A 26,566-nucleotide genomic window follows, 5' to 3' on the forward strand; every position below is an offset into this window, starting at 1 on the left:
TGAATCCGCCGCGTTGCTGTTCCATATGGGGGCTAGGACCCTGGATTCATCGGGTCGATGCAGGCCGCGTGTTCTGAGCCGCTCTCACGGTCTCTGGCCTGCCCTCTCAGCTAACCACAACCGGCGCCCCCGACACGCGGGTGTCTCTCATACGCTGAAGGTGCGCTCGGCAAACCTGCCGTGGGCGCATGTTCGCAATGGAAAGAAACACCTTTTGTCGTCCTTTCAAGAATTCGGCCTCGCTGATCCGATTGCTCGCGCGCTTGCCGAAGAGAACTATGTGACGCCGACGCCGATCCAGGCGCAAACCATTCCTCTTGCCCTCGCCGGCCGTGACGTGGTCGGCATTGCCCAGACCGGAACCGGCAAGACCGCGTCATTCGCGCTGCCGATCCTGAACCGGATGCTGGAAAGCCGCATCAAGCCGCTGCCGAAGACCTGCCGCGTGCTGGTGCTGAGCCCGACCCGCGAGTTGTCGGGCCAGATCCTCGACAGCTTCAACGCCTATGGCCGCCACATGCGGCTCAGCACGGCGCTGGCGATCGGCGGCGTGCCGATGGGCCGCCAGGTGCGCAGCGTGATGCCGGGCGTCGAGGTGCTGGTCGCCACCCCGGGCCGGCTGCTCGATATGGTTCAGAGCAACGCCATCAAACTGACCCAGGTGGAATTCCTGGTGCTCGATGAAGCCGACCGCATGCTCGACATGGGCTTCATCCACGACATCCGCAAAATCGTCGCCAAGCTGCCGATCAAGCGCCAGACGCTGTTCTTCTCGGCCACCATGCCGAAGGACATCGCCGACCTCGCCGAGCAGATGCTGCGCGATCCGGCCCGGGTGGCGGTGACGCCGGTGTCCTCGACCGCCGAGCGCATCGAACAGCGCATCATCCAGGTCGACCATTCGGCCAAGCCGGCGCTGCTCGCCGAAATCCTGAAGAAAGAGACCATCAACCGCGCGTTGGTGTTCACCCGCACCAAGCACGGCGCCGACAAGGTGGTAAAGGGCCTGGCCCGCGCCGGCATTGAGGCCAATGCCATCCATGGCAACAAGTCGCAGAACCACCGCGAGCGCGTGCTGGCGGCGTTCCGCTCCGGCGAGGTGCGCACCCTGGTCGCCACCGACATCGCCGCGCGCGGCATCGACGTCGACGGCGTCAGCCATGTCGTCAATTTCGACCTGCCGAACGTGCCGGAGACGTATGTGCACCGGATCGGCCGCACCGCGCGCGCCGGCGCCGAAGGCGTCGCGATCTCGCTGTGCGCCGGCGAGGAGATCGCCTATCTGCGCGACATCGAGAAGCTGATCCGCATCTCGCTACCGCGCGAAGATCGCCGCACACCGGGGCATCGCGATACCGCCCCGAAGCCGACTCAGCATCGCGGCGGTCGCTCAACCTCCCATGTGCACGCCACGCGTACCGGCGAGCATGGAGCTGGTGCGGCTAACCCAGGGAAGGCCAACCGCCGGCGGCGCCGTCCGGCGAGCGGTTCGGTGGCTTTGCCCGGTGTCCGCCATGACGGCGGACGGCATGACGCCCCGCGCGCCCCATCCAACGGGCCCAGCGGCAAGGATGGCGGCTTGCAGGGCGTCGCCTTCCTGCAGCGGGACAATCGCGCCACCCAACCCAATCGCAAACCCAGACCGCAGCGCTAATCGAAACGATCCGGAGACAACCATGGCCAAAGAAGAACTGATCCAGTTCGAAGGACTGGTGACCGAAATCCTCCCAGATGCCCGCTATCGGGTGCAACTCGATGCCGGACATGAAATCGTTGCCTACACCGCAGGCAAAATGAAGAAGAATCGCATCAAGACGCTGGCCGGCGACCGGGTCACGATCGAGATGTCGCCCTACGACCTCGAAAAGGGCCGCCTCATTTTTCGGCACAAGGACGAACGTCCCGCGGGCATGGCGCCGCGTGGCGCCCCGCCCCGCGGCCAGTTCCGCCGCCGCTGAACGCTGCCTGACGGCTATGTGACGGTCCGATGTCCAACACCTTGCCGTCGCAGTTCTGCCAAATCTTGCAAGAGCTTGACCACCCAAGAAATCCCGCACGTCAGGATTGTCTTGGGGGCCGCTTTCGCATAACATCTACTAATCGATTTTCGGCCGGACGACATTAGCAATCCACCGGTACAGCCGGTTTACGCTGACGACCCTTCCAAAATTCGATCTCACCAGTCTGCCAGCGGGCAGGCGCCAAACGTATCTATATTGAGAAGGGACAATCCCGTGAGCATGGGAACCGTGAAGTGGTTTAACGCGACCAAGGGCTATGGCTTCATTCAGCCGGACGACGGCGGCAACGACGTGTTCGTCCACATCAGCGCCGTTGAGCGCGCTGGTCTCGGCACGCTGCGTGAAGGCCAGAAGATCAGCTATGAGATCGTCGCGGATCGCCGCTCGGGCAAGTCGTCGGCTGACAACCTGCGCGCCGCCGGCTAACGCCGCGGCCTGCAGCTGAGGCTGCAGTACTACAACACACGAAAGGCCGCAGTTCTTGCGGCCTTTTTTATTGTGATGAACTATCCGCGAGCGAGTGATACCAACGGCTCCTATCATTGACTCGTCATGCCCGCGCTTGTCGCGGGCATCCACGTCTTGAAAGCGGCGCAAGATCAAAGACGTGGATGGCCGGGACGAAGCCCGGCCATGACGTGCGGATGGGTTGGTATCAATTTCCGTTGGTATGATGCGCTCGCATCAGTATCGGTGCCGCTCGAACGACATGCGCGCGGCCAATTCGATCAGCTTGGGCGCACCGTGGTCGGGCACGGATCCGATTTCGATTGCGGATTAAGCAGCACACAAACCGACAAGCGCGGACGGGTGAACGTCCGATCTTGCATTTTGATGGTGCCGAATACATAGCCGACCGTGGGCTTATAGTCATACTCTACTTCGCTGAAGATCAGATACTGATTGGCGGCCACCTTGCCCTTTGAGTCCCTGGCGATCAGCGCCGATGGCACCTGCACCGCAAAACCCTGCGCATGAGGGGCATCGCCCCTGCTCCATTGCACCCGCCCCGCACCGTCCGCCGGATCGACATAGACTTCCGAAACCCGCGCTTTCAACTCCAGCGTCGAATAGGGCGTCATGATCGTGTCGCCAATCATGAAGACGTTGTTGACGTCGACATCCGTGACGGTCTCAAAGCGTGAAATCAGATCCGACACCGACTGCGTGACGACAGAGAGCTTTCGTTTCACGGCGACACCTGTCGACGCTTCGACGACCCCGAAAAACAACAACAGCATCAACGGCAGGATCAGCGCAAACTCCACGGCGCCGATACCCGTCGTATCACGCCAAAACCCGAGCTTGACGTGTCGTGAACGAAGCTTTTGGAGTGTTAGCATCATGGCATCACTTCACTGCGGCCGGAGCGCGACGGTCGACGTCAACAGAAAATAGCCACCATCGGAGCCGCCGATATTGGCAATCTTGTAGCCGAGTGCCGTGACAAATATCGGCCACTGATAGAATACGCGGATCACCACGGTATTCTGACTGCCGGCTGGCGGCGGCTGATAAGCGAGATTGTTGGCATTGTACGTGCCGCCCTGGTTCGGACTGTTCATGATGATCGGGCTTCCAGGCGGGTAGGATTGCACGTCGATATCGAGCTTCGCGCAGTTGAACAAGGCACTCGCCTCATTGCAAATCATCTGCTTAAAGTCCTCGCGCGGGGTTCCCTGGGACTGAACTTGATCGGTCAAGAACGCACGCGAGGCATCTTGAGTAGCGGTCTCAAGAGCTTGACCGGCGAAAAACACCATGGCTGTTTCGAGGATGGCGAACAGCAGCCCGAAGAACATTGGCGCGATCAGCGCAAATTCGACGGCCGCGGACGCATTGTCGCTGCGCCGGAAACGAAGCAGCTTGGTCATGGGAGCGCGAGATTCTGTGGTGCTCGACATCGACAATCCTCGATGCGGATGATTGAGCTCACAGAATAGTCTGAACTGATTGTCGAAAGATTTCGGCAATTCTCAACGCAATGCCAATTTCTGGCAATGGATCGTTAACCCTATCAATCCGCCCTTGCCTACTCCGCTTTGCCGACCGTGGACGAGGCGCCAGTGGCTTTCTCGTTCAGCTTGTCCGCCTGGTCCATCACCGATTTGAAGTAGCCCTCGCCGTCGCCGAGCGTGATGCGGCGCTGGCAGGTGGGCGCGCAGCTATAGGACTCGCGGTCGACGCCACGATAGACCGTGATTACCGGATCGATCGGCCCTTCGACCTGAATGACACGGTTGACCAGCACTTCACCGGCCCGGTCCATTGCGATCACATTGGTGGCGCCGTAACCCTTGCCGGTGACAACGACCACGCCGCCCGGCTGCAGGCTGACATCGGCGATCAGTGGATTGCCGACCACCAGCGTCGCAATGCGCGGCGGCATCTTCACCAGCTTGGCTTGATCGACAGCGACGGCAATGGTGTCCTCGCCGGCTCCTGCAAATGCAACTGTTCCGGAAACCAAGGCAATCGCCAGCGACCCCGACCGCACCGCCGCGCTCAAATCGCGGCGCACCGACTTCTTCGACATACTCAACTCCGGGACATCAACAAGCCGGCCAAAGCGATACGCAGCGGGGCCGGCGCCCGACATGGCAAATGTGCCGTTAATTGATGAATGATCTGCAAATGACCGCAATCCATCTCGGCAAGCTCTCGCGATGCGCGAGCAGAGCATTCATCGCAATCTAAAAACGATCGATTTATTAGTGGGTTGCAAGATGATGCTGTTAATTTGAAGTTTACTCTATGAAAGAAGTGCGAGTTACCTCCGAGTTTCTGCGATCGAATTAACTGCAATGAAATCCCCCCCGCATAGGGTTGGGCCATGGTCACGGTGCTGAGAACGCCGGTCCGACCAGAAGTTCACAGCCTCGTGGATACATGGAGTTATCTCATGAAGAACATCGTTGCGCGTTTCCTCAAGGATGAGTCGGGTGCCACCGCGATCGAGTACGGCCTGATCGCCACCGGCATTGCGCTCGCGATCATCACCACGGTCCAACTGGTCGGCGGCAACCTGAGCATCCGCTTCAACGACGTCGCTGAGGCGTTGAAAAAGAAGAGCTAATAGCTCCCGCTCTTCAATTGCGAAGGCCTCGGCCATCCCGGGGCCTTCGTCGTTTCTGGCATCGGGGGCGTTAGCTGATCCCTTGCCTCGAGTTAGTCATGCGTAGCCGCCACTCTATTCCACTCACCGCCCTCCCGTCGCGAACCGATGGTCGTTATCATCTCGAGGCAGGCGCGCTGATCTGCGCTGCGATGACATTAGCGATTGTCGCCGTGCTGGGCCGCATTGTCGTGATGTGGTGACACCACCACACATTTCCCGATTGTTCACGTCTGCGGCTTAACCTCGCCGCTGATGTCACCATCAGACCGGTGTGGCCTATGATCCTCGACCTGCTGCGGCTATTTCTGTTTCCAGCACTGATGGCGTTTGCGGCGGTCAGCGATCTGTTGACGATGACGATTTCTAATCGAGTCTCGCTGCTGCTGATCATCGGGTTCTTCACACTCGCCGCTTGGAGCGGCATGGACTGGCAACAATTGCTGATGCACAGCGCCGCCGGCGCCACCGTGCTGGCCTTTGCCTTCACCTTCTTTGCAATGGGCTGGATCGGCGGCGGCGATGCCAAAGTGGCCTCGGCCGCGGCGCTGTGGTTCGGCTTCGACCATCTGCTCGAATATCTGCTGTTCGCGTCGCTGTTTGGCGGGGCGTTGACGCTGGGGCTGATGCAGCTGCGAGAATGGCCGTTGCCGTCGGTGCTCACCGGCCAGGCCTGGCTGCTGCGACTGCACGCCAAAGAAAGCGGCATCCCCTATGGCATCGCGTTGGCGCTCGGGGCGCTGCTGGTCTACCCCGACACCCAGTGGATCCGGGCGGTCGACCTTAGCCATTTCGCCCTCCGCTGATGCGGCCGCGCCCTTCAGGGCGATTTAGATACCCCTCATTAACCATGCTTTGACGAATAACTGGTCAACTCCGGGTTAGGGCGGCGCATGCCGTCAGCCGTAATCTGGGAAGTTGAGCCATATGAATACCGCACGCATTGTGGTCCTGACGATCGCCGTCGGCGCGGGCGGCATTGCCGCATTTCTTGCGAGCGGCTCCGATCAGAAGCCCGCACCGGCCATCCCGGTTGCGGAGCCGATGCCGACCATCGATGTGCTGGTGGCGAAATCCGACATTCCGCTCGGGCAGACGGTCGGCCCCAATGACGTGCAGTGGCAGGTGTGGCCGGCCGGCACGGTCAGCAGCCAGTTCATCCGCCGCAATGAACGCCCCGATGCCGCCACGCAGATCGTCGGCTCGATCGCGCGCTCGCCGTTCATCGCCGGTGAGCCGATTCGCGAATTGAAGCTGGTCAAGGCCGATGGCTCCGGTTTCATGGCGGCGATCCTGCCGTCGGGTATGCGCGCCATCTCCACCGAAATTTCGCCCGAAACCGGCGCTGGCGGCTTCATCCTGCCCAATGACCGCGTCGACGTGATTCTGACCAAGCGCGACCGGAACGCGGACGCCCGCAAATCGACCGACCCGATCAATGCCGAGATCATTCTCAGCAATGTGCGCGTGCTCGCCATCGATCAGACCATTGAGGACAAGAACGGCCAAAAGGTCGTGGTCGGCAAGACCGCGACGCTTGAGCTGAAGCCGGAGCAATCGGAAACGCTGGCGCGGGCCCGGCAGAGCGGCACGCTGTCGCTGGCGCTGCGCAGCCTCGCTGACGCCGGCGCTACCGAGGCCGTGCAAGAAGATCATCGCCGCCGCGACAGCGTCAATGTGGTTCGGTTTGGCGTCTCGACGCCGACCACGACCAATCAGTGAGCAAAGGACAGGCCATGACCTGCGGCACGCCCTGCAGCCCGATCAACCGGACGACCCGAGGTCTGGGGCGCCGCGCCCTGGCGCTGTCCGCTGCCGTGCTGCTGTCGCTTCAGCCCGCGCTGACGCCAACGCTCGCTGCCGATCCTCGCTATGCGGTGTCATCCGACGGCCAGATGAACGCCCGGGTGCTATCGCTCGGGGTGTCGAAGTCCGTGGTGATCGACCTGCCGCGTGACATCAAGGACGTGCTGGTCGCCGACCCGTTGATCGCCAATGCCGTGGTCCGTTCCGCGCAGCGCGCCTACATCATCGGCGTCAAGGTCGGTCAGACCAACATCGTGTTCTTCGACAGCGCCGGCCAACAGATCGCCGCCTATGACATCGCGGTGACGCGCGACCTCAACGGCATTCGCTCCGCGATCAAGCAGACGCTGCCGAATTCCGACATCCGGGTTGAGGGCGTCGGCGTCAAGGGCGTGCTGCTCAGCGGCTCGGTGGCGAGCCCGATCGAGGCGCAGCAGGCCGGCGACATCGCCACGCGGCTGGCCGAGGGTGCCGACAACGTCGTCAACAGCATTGTCGTGCGCGGCCGTGATCAGGTGATGCTGAAGGTGACCGTCGCCGAAGTGCAGCGCGATCTGATCAAGCAGCTCGGCATCGATCTGAGCGGCAGCCTGAACTACGGCACGGCGGTGGTGAACTTCAACAACACCACGCCGTTCACCGCCTATGGCAAGCAGCTCGTCACCGGCAATGCCATCACGGCGGCGTTCGGCTCCGCGCCCAGCGTCAGCGCGACCTTGAAGGCGATGGAAAGCGCCGGCGTGGTGCGTACCCTGGCCGAACCGAATCTAACGGCGATTTCCGGCGAGTCGGCGACCTTCGTCGCCGGCGGTGAATTCCCGGTGCCGTCCGGCTACAATTACGATCCGATCAGCCGGGTCGGCACCACCCAGCTGACTTTCAAGAAGTTCGGTATTTCGCTGAACTTCACCCCAGTGGTGATGTCGGAAGGCCGCATCAGCTTGCGGGTGATGACCGAAGTGTCGGAACTGTCCGACGACAACGCCATCACGCTGGCGCAGTTCACCGGCCCCGGCCTCACCGTGCCGTCGATCAAGACCCGCCGCGCCGAGACCACGCTGGAAATTCCCTCCGGCGGCTCGATGGCAATGGCCGGCCTGATCCATGAGCAGACCAAGCAGGCCATCAACGGCCTGCCCGGCATGGCGCAGATTCCGGTGCTCGGCACGTTGTTCCGCAGCCGCGACTACATGAATCGTCAAAGCGAGCTGATGGTGCTGGTCACACCCTATGTGGTCCGCGCCGTTGCTCAGAAAGATCTGTCGCGTCCCGACGACGGCTTCACCGATGCGTCCGATCCGCAGGGCGACCTGCTCGGCAGCATCAACCGCATCTACGGCGTGCCGGGCAAGCCGGCTCCTGCGCGCAATTATCGCGGCGCCTACGGCTTCATTACCGACTGAGGCGGACAAGGACTGACACCATGACCTTCGCTCGATCCGCCCACACTTCTCGTCGCGCCGGCTCCGCTGTAGCGATGCTCGGGCTCGGCCTGATGCTCGGCGCCTGCAATCACACTGGCCAGCGCGATCTCGACGCCACTGGCGCGGTGCCGGTCGACTACCGGCAGCGCCATCCGATCGCGATTCAGGAAGCCGACCAGACCGTCCACGTATTTGTCGGCAACGGCCGCGGCGGCCTCACCGGCCCGCAGCGCGCCGACATCGCCGCGCTGGGACAAAGCTGGCTGCGCGAAGGCACCGGCCGGATCACCATCGATACGCCGGTGCAAACGCCGAATGCGCGCGCCGCCGCCGATTCCTTGCGCGAAATCCGCTCGCTGCTCGGGGCCATGGGCGTGCCCGCGCATGCCGTGGTGGTGCGCGACTATCGGCCGAGCGATCCTCGGCTATTCGCGGCGATCCGCGTCAACTATCCGCGCATCACCGCGTCGGTCGGTCCGTGCGGACTGTGGCCCGACGACCTCGGCCCGTCGATCAACAATCCCGGCTATTTCGAGAACCGGCCGTCCTACAATCACGGCTGCGCCACTCAGCGCAATCTGGCGGCAATGGTCGACAACCCGTCCGATCTCGTTCAACCGCGGCCTGAGACGCCGGCCTATACCGCACGGCGCACCGCGTCATTCGAGAAATATCGCAAGGGCAACTCAACGGCGACGGTTTACACCGAGTCCGAGAGCGCCAAAATTAGCAACACCGGCAAATGATCAGTTACGCACGCCAGACAACCGACGACGAGCAGCCTGCGCCGCCCCCGGTGCCGGTCGACGAGCACATCGCGCCTGCTCCGCGCGTATCGGTGCAAGCCTTCTGCGAGACGGTCGAAACTGCCTCGGCGGTGCAAGCCGCCGGAGAAGATCGCCGGCTCGGCAAGGCTCACCTGAAAATTCAGATGGGCGGCATCACGGCCGCGATCGAAGCCTATCGCACCGCGCCGACTCCGAACGTCATCATTCTGGAGACCGACGCGCGCAGCGACATTCTCGCCGGGCTCGATCAGCTCGCCACGGTCTGTGACGCCGGCACGCGGGTGATCGTGATCGGCAAGATCAACGACGTCACGCTGTACCGTGAACTGGTGCGGCGCGGCGTCAGCGACTACATCATCGCCCCGATTGCCCCGATCAATGTGGTGGCGTCGGTGTGCGGCCTGTTCTCGGCACCGGAAGCGCGCGCCGTCGGCCGCGTGGTGGCCGTGGTCGGCGCCAAGGGCGGCGTCGGCGCCTCAACCGTGGCTCATAACGTGGCCTGGGCGATCGCGCGCGAGCTGGCGCTCGATACTGTGGTCGCCGACCTCGATCTGGCATTCGGCACCGCAGGCCTCGATTTCAATCAGGACCCGGCGCAAGGCATCGCCGATGCGGTGTTTTCACCGGATCGAGTCGACTCCGCCTTCGTGGAGCGCCTGCTGTCAAAGTGCACCGATCATCTCAGCCTGCTCGCGGCGCCCGCGACGCTCGAACGGGTTTATGATTTCGGCACCGAGGCATTTGACTCGATCTTTGATACGCTGCGCACCACCATGCCGTGCATCGTGCTCGACGTGCCGCATCAATGGTCGGGATGGGCGAAGCGCGCGCTGGTGTCGGCCGACGATATCCTAATCGTGGCCGTTCCTGACCTCGCCAACCTGCGCAACACCAAAAACCTCTATGACCTGCTGAAAGCCGCGCGGCCGAACGATCGGCCGCCGCAATATTGTCTCAACCAGGTCGGGGTGCCGAAGCGGCCGGAAATCAGCGCAGCGGAATTTGCCAAGGCGATCGAGAGCGATCCGATCGTCTCGATCCCGTTCGACGCGCAATTGTTCGGGACCGCGGCCAACAACGGCCAGATGATCGCCGAAATCTCTGCGAACCACCGCACCACCGAGATGTTTCTGCAGATCGCGCAGCGGCTCACTGGCCGCGCCGAAACTAAGAAGTCGCGCAGCTCGTTCCTGTCGCCCTTGATCGAAAAACTGCTCGCAAAATAGTCGAGGTGGAGCCAAAGCGTGTTTGGTAAGCGTTCCGCGCCAGAAACAGACCAGCGAGTGGGCAAAACGCCTCCTTCACCGAAGGAGACGATGCCCACCGCGGCTGCGCGGCTGCCAGACCCCACGCCCGCCTCGGTGAGCTCGCCGCCGCTGTCGCCGGCACGCTACACGCCTCCCCCGGTGATCGAAAGCAAACGGTCGGAGAACTATTACCAGGTCAAAGCGACGATCTTCGGCGCGTTGATCGAAGCGATCGATCTGACCCAGCTGTCCAAGCTGGATGGCGAGTCGGCGCGCGAAGAAATCCGCGACATCGTCAACGAGATCATCGCGATCAAGAACATCGTGATGTCGATCGCCGAGCAGGAGGAACTGCTCGACGATATCTGCAACGACGTGCTCGGTTACGGCCCGCTGGAACCACTGCTGTCGCGCGACGATATTTCCGACATCATGGTGAACGGTGCCGATACCGTTTACATCGAAGTCAGCGGCCGCATTCAGCGCACCGGCATCCGCTTTCGCGACAATCAGCAGCTGCTCAACATTTGCCAGCGCATCGTCAGTCAGGTCGGCCGGCGTATCGACGAATCCTCGCCGATCTGCGACGCGCGTCTGGCCGACGGTTCGCGTGTCAACGCGATCGTTCCGCCGCTGGCGATCGACGGCCCGGCCCTCACCATCCGCAAATTCAAGAAAGACAAGCTCACCCTCGAGCAATTGGTGAAGTTCGGCGCCATCTCGCCGGAAGGCGCGGAAATCCTGCAGATCATCGGGCGCGTCCGCTGCAACGTGCTGATCTCCGGCGGTACCGGCTCGGGCAAGACCACGCTGCTGAACTGCCTGACCAATTATATCGACGACGACGAGCGCATCATCACCTGCGAAGACGCTGCGGAATTGCAATTGCAGCAGCCGCATGTGGTGCGCCTGGAAACCCGCCCCCCCAATATCGAAGGCGAAGGCCAGGTGACGATGCGCGAATTGGTGCGCAACTGTCTGCGTATGCGCCCGGAACGGATCATCGTCGGCGAAGTCCGCGGACCGGAAGCCTTCGACCTGCTGCAGGCCATGAACACCGGCCATGACGGCTCGATGGGCACGCTGCACGCCAACAATCCGCGCGAAGCATTGTCGCGCTGCGAATCCATGATCACCATGGGCGGGTTCGCCCTGCCGTCGCGCACCATCCGCGAGATGATCTGCGCTTCCATCGACGTGATCATTCAAGCCGCCCGCTTGCGCGATGGTTCGCGCCGCATCACGCACATCACCGAGGTGATGGGCATGGAAGGCGAGACCATCATCACGCAGGATCTGTTCGTGTACGACCTGCTCGGAGAGGATCAGAACGGCAACATCCTCGGCCGGCACCGCTCGACCGGCATCGGCCGCCCGCGGTTCTGGGACCGCGCGCGCTATTATGGCGAGGATCGTCGACTGGCTGCTGCGCTGGACGCTGCCGAAGTCGCTGAATAAGGGAGCGGCGCCATGCAGATGCAAACGCTCGCGATCGCCTTCATGGCCACCGTCGCCGTCGGTGGTGTGGCGTGGGTGTTTCTGTATCCGCTGTTGTCGGGTGAGAAGAAGGCCGAGCAGCGCCGTGCCGCGCTGGCTCGCAACGAACCCGTCGTGCGGCAGGTCGATCGTGTGCAACGATCGCGCCGCGCTCAGGTCGAAAACTCGCTGAAGGAAATCGAGACCCGCAATCAGAAAGAAAAGAAGCTCTCGATCGACGCGCGGATCAGTCAGGCTGGCCTCAGCCTGACGCCGAGCAAGTTCTATCTCGGCTCGGCGCTGTTTGGCGGCTTCACGTTTCTATTGATTCTGCTGTTCGGCGGCGGACTGGCGGCTGCGATCGGCCTCGGCTTCGCGGCCGGCTTCGGTTTGCCACGCTGGCTGCTGAACTATCTGAAGAAGCGCCGCGAAAATGCCTTCCTGAAAGCGCTGCCCGATGCGGTCGACGTCATCGTGCGCGGCATCAAGGCCGGACTGCCGCTTTATGACTCGATGAGGGTCGTTGCTGAGGACGCGCCGGAGCCGCTGCGCTCGGAGTTTTTGGCGATCCTCGAGACCCAGGCGATCGGCATTCCGCTCGGCGAGGCCTGCGGCCGCCTGTATGAGAGAATGCCGCTGCCGGAAGCCAACTTCTTTGGCATCGTCGTCGCCATCCAGCAGAAATCGGGCGGCAATCTCTCGGAAGCGCTCGGCAACCTGTCCAAGGTGCTGCGTGACCGTAAGAAGATGAAAGAAAAGATTCAGGCGATGTCGATGGAAGCCAAGGCCTCGGCCGGCATCATCGGTTCGCTGCCGCCGATCGTGATGATCCTGGTCTATCTGACGACGCCGGGCTACATCTCGCTGCTCTGGACCCATCCGATGGGCATCTTCATGCTGGTCTGCTGTGTCATCTGGATGATGATCGGCGTTGTCGTCATGAAGAAGATGATTAATTTCGATTTCTGAAGGCAGACCACGATGCTCGATCTTCTGCTGATGAAATTCAATGACACCCGCTTCATGGTGATGATGCTGGCTGGCATCGCGGCATCAGCAACGGTCTACACGCTGATCACGCCGTTGTTTGCCAATCAGAACTTGTCCAAGCGCCTCAAAGTGGTGGCGAGCGAGCGCGAGCGAATTCGCCAGCGCGAACGTGACCGGATCGCAGCGAACGAACGGGTGGCTTTGCGCCAGGCGCCCAAGCAAATGGTCGCGAAGGTCGTTCAGGACTTCAACCTCAGCAAATGGGTGGCGCAGGAAGAAGCACGCGAGAAGCTGGTGATGGCCGGCCATCGTGGTCACGCCCCCTACATGACGTTCCTGTTCTTCCGCTTGGTCACGCCGGTGGCGCTCCTGCTTGCGGCCGCGATGTACGTGTTCCTGATCGCGCATATTGAGTCGCTGACGCTCAAGATCGGAATCTGCGTCGGGGCCGCCTATCTCGGCATGCAAGCGCCGATGCTGTTTTTGTCGAACGCGATTGCCAAGCGGCAACTGTCGATCAAGCGCGCCTTTCCTGATGCGCTCGATCTGCTGCTGATCTGCGTGGAATCCGGCATGTCGATCGAAGCGGCATTCCGCAAGGTCAGCATGGAGATCGCTTCCCAGTCGGTCCCGCTGGCAGAAGAGTTCACGCTGACCACGGCGGAACTGGCCTATCTGCAGGATCGCAAGGTCGCCTATGAGAATCTCGCCAAGCGCACCGGGCTCGACGGCGTGAAATCGGTTTGCCTGGCCCTGCAGCAGTCGGAGCGCTATGGCACGCCGCTCGGTCAGAGCCTGCGCGTGATGGCGCAGGAAAACCGCGACATGCGCATGAACGAGGCCGAGAAGAAGGCTGCCGCGCTGCCGCCGAAGCTGACGGTGCCGATGATTCTGTTCTTTCTGCCGGTGCTGTTCATCGTGATTCTCGGCCCCGCCGGCATCCGGCTTGCCACGACGATGCAGTGAGCAAGAGCCTGCGCGGAAGCGGGCTTGTCGTGGATGAGGAAGCGGCGACCGCTTCAGCTTCGGCCGAGCGCCACGACTAAATCAGGAGCGCGCAGCGTCCGGGTCGAAGCGCGGGCCGCCTTTGCGATCGAGCATCTGCTTCAGATAGGCGACGTTGGCAGCGGCTTCCTCGGGCGGCAGCCCGGTGCGCGCGATGCTCTCGGCTTCGGCAAAGCGTCCCTGCAGCCCGACCGCGAGCGCCAGATTGTTGCGGACCCGGGCGTCGGCGCTGGGATTGGCATAGGCGCGGCGCAACACCTGTTCGGCCTGCGGCAATTGCTTGGACAGCACGTAAGACAGCCCGAGATTGGACAACACCGACGGATCCTCGGGCGCGATCTTGAGCGCGGCGTCGTAATAGCGGCGCGCTTCGTCGTGGCGGCCAAGGTTGTCCATGCAGGTGCCCTGCACCGACAGCAGCCGCCAATCGGGATTGTCCGGGCTGTGCGCCGAGGACAGCACGTCGAAGCCGCGCTGGAAACTGCCGTTGTCGGCGAGCGCGCGACCATAGGCAGCGAGCAGCGTCTTATTGCCGGGATTGGCGATCGACGCCTGCTCGAGCACGGCCACCGCCTGCGCGCGCTGGCCGGCGCTGCGCAGCGCCTGGCCATATTGCAACGCTGCATCGGCATTTTTGGGATTGGCGCGATAGCGCTCGCCAGAAACTTCGACGGCGCGGCGCGGATCGACCTCCGTCTGGCTGCTGCGATTGCCGATCGAGCCGGTGGCTTCGGACATCGCGGTGGTCTTGCAGCCGCCGAGCGTCGCCGCCACGCTCGTCATCAGCATCGCGGAAAACAGGAACCTGGCAGGTCTGGACTGCAGACGCATCACACCTTACTCACCGTGACCGCGGGTTGGATCGAGCCGATAGTTCTGCAATAGTCCGTTAACCCTAACGTTGCGTTAACCGCGGGATCGGGCCGCAAGCCGCCCGCCGCGACAGAGTGAACCAGCCATGATTGCTCCCTTTGACGCCGCGCCTGATCACGACGCGACCCCGATCGCCTTCGTCACCAAATCGAGCTGGCCGGCGGTGCGCGACGCGCTGCCCCAGCAGGCCCAGCAATTCGCCGCCGCCAATAATTATCAGGGCAAGCCCGGCGAGTTTCTGACCCTGCCCGCGGCGGGTGGCAGTATCGGCCAGGTGCTGTTCGGGCTCGATGAGCCCGGCGCCAAGGCTGCCGATCCGTTCCGCGCCGGGCAATTGCCAAAACTGCTGCCGCCCGGCAACTATCGCTTCGCTAACGCGCCGCACGATCTGCGGCTGGCGACGCTGGCGTTCGCGTTCGGCAGCTACAAATTTGGCCGCTATCGCAAGGGCAAGGACGAGCCGCCCGCGGTGCGGCTGGTGCCGCCAATCGGGCTCGACCAGGCCGAGATCGATCGCATTGTCGCCGCGACCACGCTGGCGCGCGATCTGATCAACACCCCCGCCAACGACATGGGCCCGGAGCAATTGCAGCAGGCCGCCGAAGAGTTGGCTGCGCGTTATGGCGCCGAGTGCCGCTGTGTGATCGGGGACGAGCTTGAGCAGGGTTTTCCGCTGATCCATGCGGTCGGCATGGCCTCGGTGCGTGCACCGCGGCTGATTGACCTTACCTGGGGCGATCCCGATGATCCCAAGGTGACGCTGGTCGGCAAGGGCGTGTGCTTCGACAGCGGCGGGCTCGATCTCAAACCGTCGAGCGCGATGCTGATCATGAAGAAGGACATGGGCGGCGCTGCCAATGTCTTGGCGCTGGCGCAGATGATCATGGACGCCAAGCTCAAGCTGCGGCTGCGCGTGCTGATCCCGGCGGTCGAGAATGCGGTTGGCGGCGCCGCGATGCGGCCGCTCGACGTGTTCCGCTCGCGCAAGGGCATGAGTGTCGAAATCGGCAACACCGATGCCGAGGGCCGGCTGGTGCTGGCCGACGCGCTCGCTTACGCCGACGAGGACAAGCCCGAGCTGCTGATCGACCTCGGCACGCTGACCGGCGCGGCGCGCGTTGCGCTCGGCCCCGATCTGCCGCCGTTCTACACCTCGGACGATACGCTGGCGCATGAGCTGGCGCGCTGCGCGGCGGCCGAAAACGATCCGTTGTGGCGCATGCCGCTGTGGGCGCCATATGATAGCTGGCTCGACTCCAAGGTCGCCGATCTCAACAACGCGCCCTCGGGCGGATTTGCCGGATCGATCACTTGCGCGCTGTTCCTGCAGCGCTTTGTCGAAGCCGCTCAGCACTGGCTCCATGTCGATATCTATGGCTGGACGCCGAAGCCCAAGCCCGGCCGCCCGGAAGGCGGCGAGTGCCAGGCCGCGCGCGCGCTCTACAAGCTGTTGAGCGAACGCTATGGCTGATCGCCGCCTGACGCCGGCCCGCCCCGATCTTGCCGCCCTGCATCTCAAAGGACAGGTGGAAGCGTCGCGCTTCGTCGCCGGCGAGCGCTACGAGATCATCGCCGCGATCACGCCGCTGCGGCGCGCGCCCTCGCCCGATGCAGCGCTCGAGACCGAGGCGCTGCGCGGCGAATACGTGACGATCTATGAGCGAAGCGGCGCCTGGGCCTGGGGCCAGCTCGAAAGCGATGGCTATGTCGGCTATCTGCCGTGCAATGCGCTCGGTGCACTCGGCGCAGCGCAAACCCACAAAGTCGCCGCGCTGCGCAGCTTTGCGTTCCCCGGACCGTCGATCAAGCTGCCGCCGGTCATGACTTTGCCGCTCGGCGCCAAACTCGCGATCGATCATCAGGACGGCCATTTGGCCATCACGACCGATGGCTTGTATGTGCCGCATCAGCACCTGATCGCCATCGATCAGATCGCGACCGACTTTGTCGCGGTTGCCGAACAGTTCGTCGGCACGCCGTATCTGTGGGGCGGCAAGAGCAGCCTGGGCATCGACTGCTCGGGTCTGGTGCAAGTGTCGCTGGCGGCATGCGGCATCAGCAGCCCGCGCGACAGCGACCTGCAGCAGGAAGCGCTCGGCCGCGTACTATCGGAAGCCGAAACTCACGCGTTGCAGCGCGGCGATCTGATCTTCTGGAACGGTCATGTCGCGATCGTGCGCGATGGCAGCAGCATCGTGCACGCCAATGCTCATCATATGGCGACCGCAATCGAGCCGACCACGGCGGCGCTGGCACGGATTGCGGCGGCGGGCAGCCGCCTGATCAGCATCCGGCGGCTATAGCAGCTCGCTGAGCCGCGCTCGGTTGAGCGCGAGCCACTGCAGCGCGCACACCACCATGGCATTGGCGATCCGGCCGGAGCCGAGCGCACCGATGGCATCGTCGATCGACACCACGAACGGCCTGATGTCCTCGGTCTCCTCGGCCATGCCGCAGCGTTCCGGCACGGCTGAGGCGTCGACCGACGCCAGGAAGAAGGTGACGTATTCGTCGGTGATGCCCGGCGTCGACAACACGCTGAACAATTCGGCGAGCCGTTGCGGCGCAACCCCGATCTCCTCGACGCATTCGCGCGCGGCCGCGGCCGCGGCGACTTCACCATCCTCGACGCGGCCGGCGACGATCTCCACCATCTCGCCGCGCCCAGTGACAAGATGCGCCGGCAGACGGAACTGGCGCAGCAGCACCAGCTGCTGACGCTCAAGATCGACCGGCAGCACCACCGCCACCCGGCTGGCGCGCAACAGATCGCGCTGCTGCTGCAACGGCGGCTCGCCGTCGCGCGCGATCGCGATCTGGTAGCGCTCATAGGCCATGAAGCCGCGGCCGATCGGCGACGGCGGCGACACCGTCACCAACGCTGCCCGGTCCTCGATGATCTCGCCCGATTTGTCGTGCATCGCCGTCCTATTGCGCGACGGCGTCATTCGCCGTGCTCTCGTTGCAAAATGCCGCCGCAAACAGCGCGCGCGTGTAGTCGGATTGCGGATTGGCGAACAGCTCGGCCGCCGGCCCCTCCTCCACCACCTTGCCGTGGCGCATCACGATCAGATGGCTGGCGAGCGAGGCCACCACGCGCAGATCGTGCGAGATGAACAGATAGGTCAGCTCGCGCTTGCGCTGCAATTCGCGCAGCAGATCGACCATCTGCGACTGAAACAACATGTCGAGCGCGCTGGTCGGCTCATCGAGCACCACAAAACTCGGCTCTAGTACCATGGCGCGGGCGATGCTGATGCGCTGGCGCTGGCCGCCGGAAAATTCGTGCGGATAGCGAAAGCGCGTCGCCGGATCGAGCCCGACATCGGTGAGCGCCTTGACCACCTTGGCGTCGCGCTGCTCCTGGCTCAGCCCGCGCTGATGCACGCTCAACCCCTCGGCGATGATGTCACCGACCGACATGCGCGGGCTGAGCGCGCCGAACGGGTCTTGAAACACGATCTGCATATCGCGGCGGAACGGCCGCATCTCGCCGAATTTCAGGCCCTGGATATTGTGGCTCAGGAATACGATCGGCCCGTCTGACGAGATCAGCCGCAACAGCGCAAGACCAAGCGTGGTCTTGCCGGAGCCGGATTCGCCGACCACGCCGAGCGTCTCGCCCTTGCGGATTTCGAGTTTGACGCCATCGACCGCCTTGATATGGCCGACGGTCCGGCGCAGCAGGCCGCGCTTGATCGGAAACCAGACTTTCAAATCATCGGTGGCGATCACCACCGGCGCCTCAGGCCGCGGCGGCGCCGGGTCGGGCTTCGGCTCGGCCGCCAGCAGCGCCTTGGTGTAAGGGTGCTTGGCGGCGGTGAACACCTCTTCGACCGGCCCCTGCTCGACGATCTGGCCATTGTGCATCACGCATACCCGATCGGCGATGCGGCGCACGATGCCGAGATCGTGGGTGATGAACAACAGGCTCATGCCGAATTTAGCGCGCACATCGGCGAGCAGCGCCAGAATCTGCGCCTGCACCGTGACGTCGAGCGCGGTGGTCGGCTCGTCGGCGATCAACAGATCGGGCTGATTGGCGAGCGCCATCGCGATCATCACCCGCTGGCGCTGGCCACCGGACAATTGATGCGGATAGCTGCCGAGCCGGGTCTCGGGATCGGGAATGCCGACCTGGGTCAAGAGTTCCAGCACGCGCGCCCGCGCCTTGGCGCCGCGCAGCTCACCATGCAGGTGCAAAATCTCGCAGATCTGCGACTCGATGGTGTGCAGCGGATTGAGCGAGGTCATCGGCTCCTGGAAAATGATCGAAATGTCCTGGCCACGAATGCCGCGGATTTCATTTTCCGAAATGGTCAGCAGGTCGCGATCCTTGAACAGGATGCGGCCGGAGGGATGCGAGGCATTCGGATAAGGCAAGAGCCGCATGATCGACAGCGCGCTGACCGATTTGCCCGAGCCGGATTCACCGACCAGCGCGACGCACTCGCCGCGCTTGATGTCGAACGAGATGCGATCGACCGCGGTCGATGAGCTATTGCCGTGACGAAACGCCACCGACAATTCGTGCACCGTGAGCAGTGGTTTGCTGCTGGCATCCATCGGCGTTTACCTAAAACTCTTGCGCGGGTCGAAGGCGTCGCGCACCGCCTCGCCGATGAAGATCAGCAAGGACAGCATGATCGCCACCGCAAAGAACCCGGTAAAACCGAGCCATGGCGCCTGCACATTGGCCTTGCCCTGCGACAGCAATTCGCCGAGCGACGGCGAACCGGGCGGCAGACCGAAGCCGAGGAAGTCGAGCGCGGTCAGCGTCATCACCGAGGACGAGACGATGAACGGCAGGAAGGTCATGGTGGCGACCATCGCGTTCGGCAGCAAATGCCGCACCATGATCATGCGGTTCGAGACGCCGAGCGCGCGCGCCGCGGTGATGTATTCGAAGTTGCGGCCGCGCAGAAACTCAGCGCGCACCAGCCCGACCAGCGACACCCAAGAAAACAGCAGCAGAATGCCGAGCAGCACGAAGAAGCCCGGCACCAGCACCGAGGACAGGATCAGCAGCAGATAGAGCGAGGGGATCGCGCTCCAGATCTCGATGAAGCGCTGGAACAACAGATCGATCCAGCCGCCGAAATAGCCTTGAATGCCGCCGGCGGCGATGCCGATCATCGATGAGGCGATGGTCAGGCTGAGGCCAAACAGCACCGAAATCCGAAAACCGTAAATCAGCCGGGCCAGCACGTCGCGGCCCTGATCATCGGTGCCGAGCCAGTTGTATTCCAGGTCGCGGCAACTGTTCAGCCCCTTCTTCTCGACCACTGTCTTGCACTCGGCCTCGGTCAGCATCCAGGTGGGCTTGGACGGCGCCGGCGTCGGCAGATCGAGATTATGGGTGTCGTAAGAATAGCGGATCAGCGGCCAGACCATGGTGCCGCCCTTGTCAGCGATCAGCTTTTGCAGAAACGGGTCGCGATAGTCGGCCGCGGTTTCAAAGTCGCCGCCAAAAGTGGTCTCGGAATAGGTAATGAACGCCGGGAAATACAGCTTGCCGTCCATCTTGATCAGGAACGGCCGATCATTGGCGATCAGCTCGGCAAACAGCGACACCACAAACAGCACAATGAAAATCCAGAACGACCAATAGCCGCGCCGGTTGCGCTTAAAATTCTGCCAGCGCCGCCGGTTGAGCGGCGACATGATGAACTGGCGACGTGCCGGCGGCACCGCCTCGCCGAGCGGCGCGGTGGTGGTGGCTTCGATCGGTTCGCGGGTGGCGATGGTCATCACACCTCCCGCGCTTCGAAATCGATCCTGGGATCGATCCACATATAGGCCAGATCGGACAAGAGATTGACCACAAGGCCCACCAGCGAAAAGATGAACAAGGTGCCGAACACCACCGGATAATCGCGGTTGAGCACGCTCTCGAAGCCCAACAGGCCAAGGCCGTCCAGCGAGAAGATGGTTTCGATCAGCAGCGATCCGGAGAAGAACGCGTGGATGAAGGCGCCGGGGAAGCCGGCGATCACGATCAGCATCGCGTTGCGGAACACGTGATTGTACAGCACCTGCCGCTGACTGCAGCCCTTGGCGCGGGCGGTCATGACGTATTGCTTGCGGATCTCATCCAGGAACGAGTTCTTGGTGAGCAGCGTCATGGTCGCAAACGCGCCGAGCGCCATCGACACCAGCGGCAAAGCGATGTGCCAGAAATAGTCGATGATCTTCCAATACCAGGGAAAATCGCTCCAGCCGTCCGAGGTCAGTCCGCGCAGCGGGAACCAACTGAAGAACGAGCCACCGGCAAACAGGATGATCAACAGGATCGCGAACAGGAATCCTGGGATCGCGAAGCCGACGATGATCACCGCCGAGGTCCAGGTATCGAACCGTGAGCCATCCTGCACCGCCTTGCGGATGCCGAGCGGGATCGAGATCAGATAGGTGAGCAGCGTCATCCAGATGCCGAGCGACATCGACACCGGCAGCTTCTCCTTGATCAGCTGCACCACGCTGACATCGCGGAAATAGCTTTTGCCGAAATCGAAGCGCGCGAAATTCCAGACCATCAGCATGAAGCGTTCATGCGCCGGCTTGTCGAAGCCGAATTGCCGCTCCAGGCTTTTCACGAATTCCGGATCGAGCCCCTGCGCGCCGCGATATTTGGAATTCACGGCGTCGGCCGAGGTGCCGACCTGGGTGCGCGCGCCGAAATCGCCGCCCGGCGATCCGGACACCCGCGAGGTGGCGCCGGTGTCGGAGCCGGACAGCTGGGCAATCACCCGCTCGACCGGACCGCCCGGCGCGAACTGCACCACCACAAATGAAATGAACAGAATGCCGAGCAGCGTCGGCAGCATCAGCAGGATACGTCGCGCGATATAGGCGGCCATGGGTTACTTCGCTGGGGCGTGGCTGGATGACGGCGCGGTCGACCACCACAATTCCGGAACGCCGACCCCGCCATAGCGCGGCAGCTTGTCCGGATGGCCGAACACATCCCAATAGGCAACGCGGTGCGAGGGCGCATACCATTGCGGCACCCAATAGCGGCCGGACCGGATCACCCGGTCGAGCGCACGCGCCGCCACCACCAGCTTGGTTCGGGTGTCGGCGGCGATCAATTGGTCGGTGAGCGCGTCGATCACCGGATCGGCGATGCCGGCGAGGTTGTTGGAGCCCTTGGTCGAGGCCGATTGCGAGGAGAAGAACGAGCGCAGCGCGTCGCCCGGCACGGTCGAGAAGCTGAAGCGCTCGATGGTGACGTCGAAGTCGAAATCGTCGCGCCGCGCGCGGTGCTGAACCGGATCGACAATGCGCGCCGTCGCCTCGATGCCGAGCGTCGCCAGATTTTTGATGAACGGCATGTGGTGCGCCTGGAACGCCGGCTCATCGAACAGAAACTCGATGCGGAACGGCTCGCCTTGCGCGGTCAGGCGCTTGCCGTCTTTCATCACGCAGCCGGCCTGCTGCAACAGCTGGCTGGCGCGGCGCAGCATGGCGCGGTCCTGGCCGGAGCCGTCGGACACCGGCGGCACATAGGGCTGGCCGAACACCTCGTCCGGCACCTTGCCGCGGAACGGCTCGAGCAGCGCCAGTTCTTCCGGCGACGGCAGCCCGGTCGCCATCAGATCCGAATTCTGGAACGGCGACACGGTGCGCTTATAGGCGCCATACATGATCGAGCTGTTAGTCCATTCGAAGTCGAAGGCATTGCCGATCGCTTCGCGCACCCGCGAGTCCTTGAACTTGTCGCGCCTGGTGTTGAGGAACCAGCCCTGCGCCCCGGAGGGCGTTTCGTCAGGCAGCAATTCGCGCTTGACGCGGCCGTCCTTGATCGCCGGGAAATCGTAGCGCGTGTTCCAGATGCGCGCGGTGAATTCCTCGCGGTACAGATAGCTGCGGCCGGTAAAGCCCTCAAAGGCGACGTCGCGGTCGCGATAGTAGTCGTAGCGCACCGTGTCGAAATTATAGGCGCCGCGATTGACCGGCAGATCGGCGGCCCACCAATCCTTGACGCGCTCCAGCTCGATATAGCGCCCGACCTCGAAACGGCCGACCCGGTACGGACCGCTGCCGAGCGGCGGCTCCAGCGTCGACTCGTTGAACGGGTGTTTGGCGTAATAGGCCGCGGAGAAGATCGGCAGCCCGGCCACGAACAACGGCACGTCGCGCGCGCGGTTCGGCGCAAAGGTCACCAGCACGGTGGCGTCGTCGAGCGCTTCCGCCTTCACCATCTCGCGGATCTGCTGGGTGATGATCGGGTGCCCCTGGGCTTTCAGCGTATTGAGCGAGAACGCCACGTCGCGCGCCGTCAGCGGGCTGCCGTCGTGGAAGCGTGCTTCCTTGCGCAGCGTGAAGCGATAATTCAGGCCGTCAGGGGAAATCCGCACCGATTTCGCCACCAGGCCATACATCGCATCGGGCTCATCGCCGGCGCGCGCCATCAGCGAGTCGAAAGTCAGCCCCATGCCCTGCGCGCCGTCGCCCTTCAGCACGTAAGCGTTCAGCGAGTTGAAGGTCAAAAACGACTGGTTGAAGGCGCGGGTCGACGGCACGGTCGAGAACATCCCGCCTTTCGGCGCGGCGACATTGACATAGTCGAAATGCGGAAAGTTCGGCGGATATTTCAGGTCACCGAACGCCGAGATGCCATGGGCCTCGACCTCCCCTTCCGAAAAGGCCGGAAGCGGCAACTGCGTCGCCGCAACCGCGCCGATGCCGAGCCCCAGCAAATGCCGGCGATTGAGCAGCGCCATACTTGTACCTCTCAAGAACGTCGGCCAATGCGGGCTGCCTTGTCGGCGTCATACCACCAGAGCGATGGCAGTCCTGAACGCCCATATTTCGGCAGCGGCTCGGCGTGACTGAATCGATCCCAGCGCGCGTAGCGCGAAAAGCCGTAAGTGAATTGCGGCACCAGATAGAAATTCCACAGCAGCACGCGGTCGAGCGCGCGCGTCGCCGCCACCAGCGTGGCGCGGTCCTTGGCGAAGATCACCTTGTCGATCAAGGCGTCGATCGCCGGATTCTGGATGCCCATGGTGTTGCGCGAGCCCTGCACCATGGCCGAGCCAGAGCCCCAATAGTCACGCTGCTCATTGCCCGGCGACAGCGACTGCGGCCACAGATCGGTGATCATGTCGAAGTCGAAGGCGCGGACCCGGTTCTGATACTGCGCATCGTCCACGGTGCGGATCGAAATGGTGACGCCGAGCCGTTCCAGCGACGGCTTGTAGAACAGCGCGATCCGCTCCGATGACGGGTCCTGCACCAAAATCTCGACCATCACCGGCTTGCCGCTGGCATCGACCAGGCGGCGGTCGCGCACCTCATAGCCCGCTTCTTTCAGCAGCCGGGTCGCTTCGCGCAGATTGGCGCGCACCGCTTCGGGGTTGCCGCCGACCGGGTTGCTATAGGGCTCGGTAAATACTTCGGGCGGAACCTGGCTGCGCACCGTATCGAGGATCGCGAGCTCCTCGCCCTGCGGCAATCCGGTCGCGGCGAGATCAGTCCCTTCAAAGTAGGAGTTGATGCGCTTGTACTGGCCGTAGAACAGCTGCTTGTTCATCTCCTCGAAGTCGAACGCGTAGTTGAAGGCGCGCCGCAGCCGCGGGTCCTTGAACGGATCGCGCCGCAGGTTGAAGACGAACGCCTGCATGCGGCCGGAATCGTTGATCGGAAACTCTTCCTTGATCACCCGCTGCTCGGTCACCGCGGGGAAATCATAGGCCGTCGCCCACTGCTTGGCGGAGTTTTCGGCGATCCAGTCGGCCTGATCGGCCTTGAACGCCTCCAGCGCCACCAGATTGTCGCGGAAGAATTCAAAGCGCAGCTCATCGAGATTGTGCTGGCCGATCCGCACCGGCAGTTCCGCGCCCCAATAATCCGGCACGCGCTCCAGCGTCACCGAGCGGCCGGCGACAAAGTCCTTGATGCGGTATGGCCCCGAACCGAGCGGCTTTTCCAGCGTGGTCGCCGAGATGTCGCGCGGCTGGCCCTGTTCATTGCTGCCTTCCCACCAATGTTTCGGCAGCACCAGCAACTGGCCGACGATCGCCGGCAATTCGCGGTTGCCCGGCATATCGAAGGTGAATTTCACCTCGCGCGTGCCGACCTTCTCCGCCTTCACGACATGGCGGTAATAGGACGAATAATGCGGGCTGTATTGCTTGAGCACATTTAGCGAGAAGATCACGTCTTCCGGCGTCACCGGCTTGCCGTCGTGCCAGCGCGCATTGGCGCGCAGCCGGTAGCTGGCCCAGGAATGATCGTCAGCATGCGAAACCGCCTCGGCCAAGAGGCCGTATTCGGCGCTGACCTCATCGAGCGAGCCGACCATCAGCGTTTCGTAGATATAGCTGACGGCCGGCGCGACGTTCCCTTTGACGCCCGCCACCACCAGATTGAAGCTGTCGAAGGTGCCGAGCGAGATCTGCCGCGCCACCCCGCCCTTCGGCGCGTTGGGGTTGACGTAATCAAAGCGCTTAAAGCCGGGAGGGTATTTTAGGTCGCCGAACAACGACAGGCCATGGCGCCACGGATGGCCGGAGGAACTGGCCTGCGCTGAACTCGCCAGCAGTGCATTGACGCCGCCAAGGCCCAAAGCCGGTGCAGCGGCTGCGAACGCCGCGCCCTGAAGGAGATGTCGTCGCGTGACGGCCAATGGTGGATCCTCTGATTGCCGGTGCTTCCGGCCTGGACGGAGACTCAATGCGGGGAATCCGCCGTTTATGTGCAGCACGTCCACAAATCTAGTCGGTGCGTCCGCCCAGGGCAAACCGCTTTCAAATTCCGCGCAGGCCGATGCGCTGCGCTAGCAGGCCGCGACATGGCAGCGACATGGCAGCGACGCGCCAGCCCGCGGCAGGTCGAGCTTGACGATTGCGGCTTTGAGCGCGCCGCGATCGGCGCGGCACCAAGGCTGTTCTCCTTCGATCACAGCGCGCGCCCCGAGACAACACAAGCCGCATGAAGCCGCAGGCCGTGATTCGGCCCGCGCCCCGAGCCTGTGGCGCGCTGCCGCCTAGTTCGAGGCCGTCGGCGGCGGGCCTGGCTGCGGCGCGGCCTGATCGGACAGGCTGCGCAGATAGGCGATCAAATCGGCGCGCTCGCCGTCCTTGGGGATACCGGCAAACGACATCGCCGTGCCGGGCACGGTGCCCTTGGGGCTGGCGATGAAGGCGTTCAACTCTTCAATGTCCCAGGAACCACCCGCCGCCTTCATGGCCGCCGAATAATTGAAGCCGGGCACGGCGGCGCGCGCTCGATCGACCACGCCGAACAGATTCGGCCCGGTGCGATTGGGTCCGCCCTTTTCAAACGTGTGGCAGGTCGCGCATTTCTTGGCGGCGGTGGCGCCCTTGTCGATCGAGGCGGTCTGCAGCAGCTTGTCGATCGGCTCTGACGGCGCTGGCGTGCCCTGCGGCGCGCCGGTCGGCTCCGCTGGCTTGGCGGCGACCACCATGCTGTCCGGCGCCGGTTCGGCGCGGAAGATGGCTTTGGCAGTCATGTTGGAGACCAGCAACACCAAGCAGGTGCCGAGCACCGCACCCACGATCTTGTTCAGCTCGAACGAATCCATGGCGGGCGTGTCCTTGGTCGGCCCTCGATGTTCGTCAAGGCATCGTTGGGCGTGTCGCTATCGGGCTATTGGCGGCAACTCCTTCAGCGTGTCCTGCGGCCTCTGCTGCCGGTTTCCAGGCCGAGGCGGTACACCACTCATTTTTGCTTTTTGGATGCATTTGCATCTTACCCATGCAACCAGATATCGATTTGCCGGGGCAGAGGCAACCCGTATAAGGACACTGCCTTTCCCATCGCCGCCAAAACCCGAGCGGTCTCAACAACACAC

25 protein-coding genes are annotated in these 26,566 nt (G+C 63.1%); 14 read left to right on the forward strand and 11 right to left on the reverse strand.

Annotated features, from left to right (window positions below; translation table 11 throughout):
* The first annotated feature begins 214 nt into the window (after window positions 1–214).
* The 3 genes from BJ122_RS13865 (at window position 215) to BJ122_RS13875 (ending at window position 2,447) form a co-directional block, all read left to right on the forward strand.
* Window positions 215–1,654, forward strand: a complete 1,440-nt coding sequence (locus BJ122_RS13865) for a DEAD/DEAH box helicase (RefSeq protein WP_110781621.1) — start codon at window positions 215–217, stop codon at window positions 1,652–1,654.
* Window positions 1,655–1,676: 22 nt separating this feature from the next.
* Window positions 1,677–1,958, forward strand: coding sequence for a translation initiation factor IF-1 (infA, locus tag BJ122_RS13870; RefSeq protein WP_110781622.1), 282 nt, complete (start codon window positions 1,677–1,679; stop codon window positions 1,956–1,958).
* Between the two features lie 276 nt (window positions 1,959–2,234).
* On the forward strand, window positions 2,235–2,447 hold the full coding sequence (locus BJ122_RS13875; protein WP_002714433.1) for a cold-shock protein: 213 nt from the start codon (window positions 2,235–2,237) through the stop codon (window positions 2,445–2,447).
* A 302-nt stretch (window positions 2,448–2,749) separates the two neighbouring features.
* On the opposite strand, the gene BJ122_RS13880 is transcribed toward BJ122_RS13875, so the two are convergent.
* The 3 genes from BJ122_RS13880 to BJ122_RS13890 all read right to left on the reverse strand — a co-directional run bounded on the left by BJ122_RS13880 (window position 2,750) and on the right by BJ122_RS13890 (window position 4,557).
* A complete protein-coding gene (locus BJ122_RS13880) occupies window positions 2,750–3,364 on the reverse strand; it encodes a TadE/TadG family type IV pilus assembly protein (RefSeq protein ID WP_210205463.1) in 615 nt (204 codons plus the stop codon).
* A 12-nt stretch (window positions 3,365–3,376) separates the two neighbouring features.
* Entirely contained in the window at window positions 3,377–3,895 is a 519-nt protein-coding gene (locus tag BJ122_RS13885; protein ID WP_245407731.1) for a TadE/TadG family type IV pilus assembly protein, read from the reverse strand.
* 158 nt (window positions 3,896–4,053) lie between these two features.
* Entirely contained in the window at window positions 4,054–4,557 is a 504-nt protein-coding gene (locus tag BJ122_RS13890; protein WP_110781625.1) for a pilus assembly protein N-terminal domain-containing protein, read from the reverse strand.
* Window positions 4,558–4,923: 366 nt separating this feature from the next.
* Between BJ122_RS13890 and BJ122_RS13895 the strand changes: the two genes are divergently transcribed.
* From BJ122_RS13895 to BJ122_RS13935, 9 genes are all read left to right on the forward strand, one after another.
* Window positions 4,924–5,097: a Flp family type IVb pilin gene (locus BJ122_RS13895; protein WP_110781626.1), complete on the forward strand. Its 174-nt coding sequence runs from the start codon at window positions 4,924–4,926 to the stop codon at window positions 5,095–5,097.
* A gap of 320 nt (window positions 5,098–5,417) precedes the next feature.
* Entirely contained in the window at window positions 5,418–5,942 is a 525-nt protein-coding gene (locus BJ122_RS13900) for an A24 family peptidase (RefSeq protein WP_110781627.1), read from the forward strand.
* Between the two features lie 121 nt (window positions 5,943–6,063).
* Window positions 6,064–6,858, forward strand: a complete 795-nt coding sequence (gene cpaB, locus BJ122_RS13905; RefSeq protein WP_110781628.1) for a Flp pilus assembly protein CpaB — start codon at window positions 6,064–6,066, stop codon at window positions 6,856–6,858.
* A gap of 14 nt (window positions 6,859–6,872) precedes the next feature.
* A complete protein-coding gene (locus BJ122_RS13910; RefSeq protein WP_110781629.1) occupies window positions 6,873–8,345 on the forward strand; it encodes a type II and III secretion system protein family protein in 1,473 nt (490 codons plus the stop codon).
* Between the two features lie 20 nt (window positions 8,346–8,365).
* Window positions 8,366–9,112 carry a CpaD family pilus assembly protein gene (locus BJ122_RS13915; protein ID WP_110781630.1) on the forward strand — a complete coding sequence of 249 codons (747 nt, stop codon included), beginning with the start codon at window positions 8,366–8,368 and terminating at the stop codon, window positions 9,110–9,112.
* On the forward strand, window positions 9,109–10,380 hold the full coding sequence (locus BJ122_RS13920) for a CpaE/TadZ family protein (protein WP_110781631.1): 1,272 nt from the start codon (window positions 9,109–9,111) through the stop codon (window positions 10,378–10,380). Before BJ122_RS13915 ends, BJ122_RS13920 begins: the two co-directional genes overlap by 4 nt.
* Before the next feature lie 18 nt (window positions 10,381–10,398).
* Window positions 10,399–11,859: a TadA family conjugal transfer-associated ATPase gene (locus BJ122_RS13925; protein WP_110781632.1), complete on the forward strand. Its 1,461-nt coding sequence runs from the start codon at window positions 10,399–10,401 to the stop codon at window positions 11,857–11,859.
* Between the two features lie 12 nt (window positions 11,860–11,871).
* Entirely contained in the window at window positions 11,872–12,846 is a 975-nt protein-coding gene (locus tag BJ122_RS13930) for a type II secretion system F family protein (RefSeq protein ID WP_110781633.1), read from the forward strand.
* A 12-nt stretch (window positions 12,847–12,858) separates the two neighbouring features.
* Window positions 12,859–13,833, forward strand: coding sequence for a type II secretion system F family protein (locus BJ122_RS13935; RefSeq protein WP_110781634.1), 975 nt, complete (start codon window positions 12,859–12,861; stop codon window positions 13,831–13,833).
* Between the two features lie 81 nt (window positions 13,834–13,914).
* Here the strand turns inward: BJ122_RS13935 and BJ122_RS13940 are convergent, their stop codons facing one another.
* Window positions 13,915–14,703 (reverse strand): tetratricopeptide repeat protein, encoded by a 789-nt coding sequence (locus BJ122_RS13940; protein WP_110781635.1) that lies wholly within the window; start codon window positions 14,701–14,703, stop codon window positions 13,915–13,917.
* Window positions 14,704–14,830: 127 nt separating this feature from the next.
* On the opposite strand from BJ122_RS13940, the gene BJ122_RS13945 reads away from it, so the two are divergent.
* Both BJ122_RS13945 and BJ122_RS13950 read left to right on the forward strand, forming a co-directional pair.
* On the forward strand, window positions 14,831–16,216 hold the full coding sequence (locus BJ122_RS13945) for a leucyl aminopeptidase family protein (RefSeq protein WP_110781636.1): 1,386 nt from the start codon (window positions 14,831–14,833) through the stop codon (window positions 16,214–16,216).
* Window positions 16,209–17,048 (forward strand): C40 family peptidase, encoded by an 840-nt coding sequence (locus tag BJ122_RS13950; RefSeq protein WP_110781637.1) that lies wholly within the window; start codon window positions 16,209–16,211, stop codon window positions 17,046–17,048. Before BJ122_RS13945 ends, BJ122_RS13950 begins: the two co-directional genes overlap by 8 nt.
* On the opposite strand, the gene BJ122_RS13955 is transcribed toward BJ122_RS13950, so the two are convergent.
* From BJ122_RS13955 to BJ122_RS13985, 7 genes are all read right to left on the reverse strand, one after another.
* On the reverse strand, window positions 17,043–17,666 hold the full coding sequence (locus BJ122_RS13955) for an NUDIX domain-containing protein (protein WP_110781638.1): 624 nt from the start codon (window positions 17,664–17,666) through the stop codon (window positions 17,043–17,045). The two genes, BJ122_RS13950 and BJ122_RS13955, sit on opposite strands and share 6 nt — an antisense overlap.
* Window positions 17,667–17,673: 7 nt before the next feature.
* A complete protein-coding gene (locus tag BJ122_RS13960) occupies window positions 17,674–19,311 on the reverse strand; it encodes an ABC transporter ATP-binding protein (RefSeq protein WP_110781639.1) in 1,638 nt (545 codons plus the stop codon).
* A 6-nt stretch (window positions 19,312–19,317) separates the two neighbouring features.
* A complete protein-coding gene (locus tag BJ122_RS13965; RefSeq protein ID WP_110781640.1) occupies window positions 19,318–20,496 on the reverse strand; it encodes an ABC transporter permease in 1,179 nt (392 codons plus the stop codon).
* A complete protein-coding gene (locus BJ122_RS13970; RefSeq protein ID WP_027276641.1) occupies window positions 20,496–21,605 on the reverse strand; it encodes a microcin C ABC transporter permease YejB in 1,110 nt (369 codons plus the stop codon). The genes BJ122_RS13965 and BJ122_RS13970 overlap by 1 nt, the downstream gene beginning before the upstream one ends.
* A gap of 3 nt (window positions 21,606–21,608) precedes the next feature.
* Entirely contained in the window at window positions 21,609–23,471 is a 1,863-nt protein-coding gene (locus BJ122_RS13975; protein WP_110781641.1) for an extracellular solute-binding protein, read from the reverse strand.
* A gap of 11 nt (window positions 23,472–23,482) precedes the next feature.
* Window positions 23,483–25,378 (reverse strand): extracellular solute-binding protein, encoded by a 1,896-nt coding sequence (locus BJ122_RS13980; RefSeq protein ID WP_110781642.1) that lies wholly within the window; start codon window positions 25,376–25,378, stop codon window positions 23,483–23,485.
* A gap of 360 nt (window positions 25,379–25,738) precedes the next feature.
* Window positions 25,739–26,296: a c-type cytochrome gene (locus BJ122_RS13985; RefSeq protein WP_110781643.1), complete on the reverse strand. Its 558-nt coding sequence runs from the start codon at window positions 26,294–26,296 to the stop codon at window positions 25,739–25,741.
* Window positions 26,297–26,566 lie beyond the last annotated feature (270 nt).

The sequence above is a fragment of the Rhodopseudomonas faecalis genome (assembly GCF_003217325.1).
Lineage (GTDB): Bacteria > Pseudomonadota > Alphaproteobacteria > Rhizobiales > Xanthobacteraceae > Rhodopseudomonas > Rhodopseudomonas faecalis.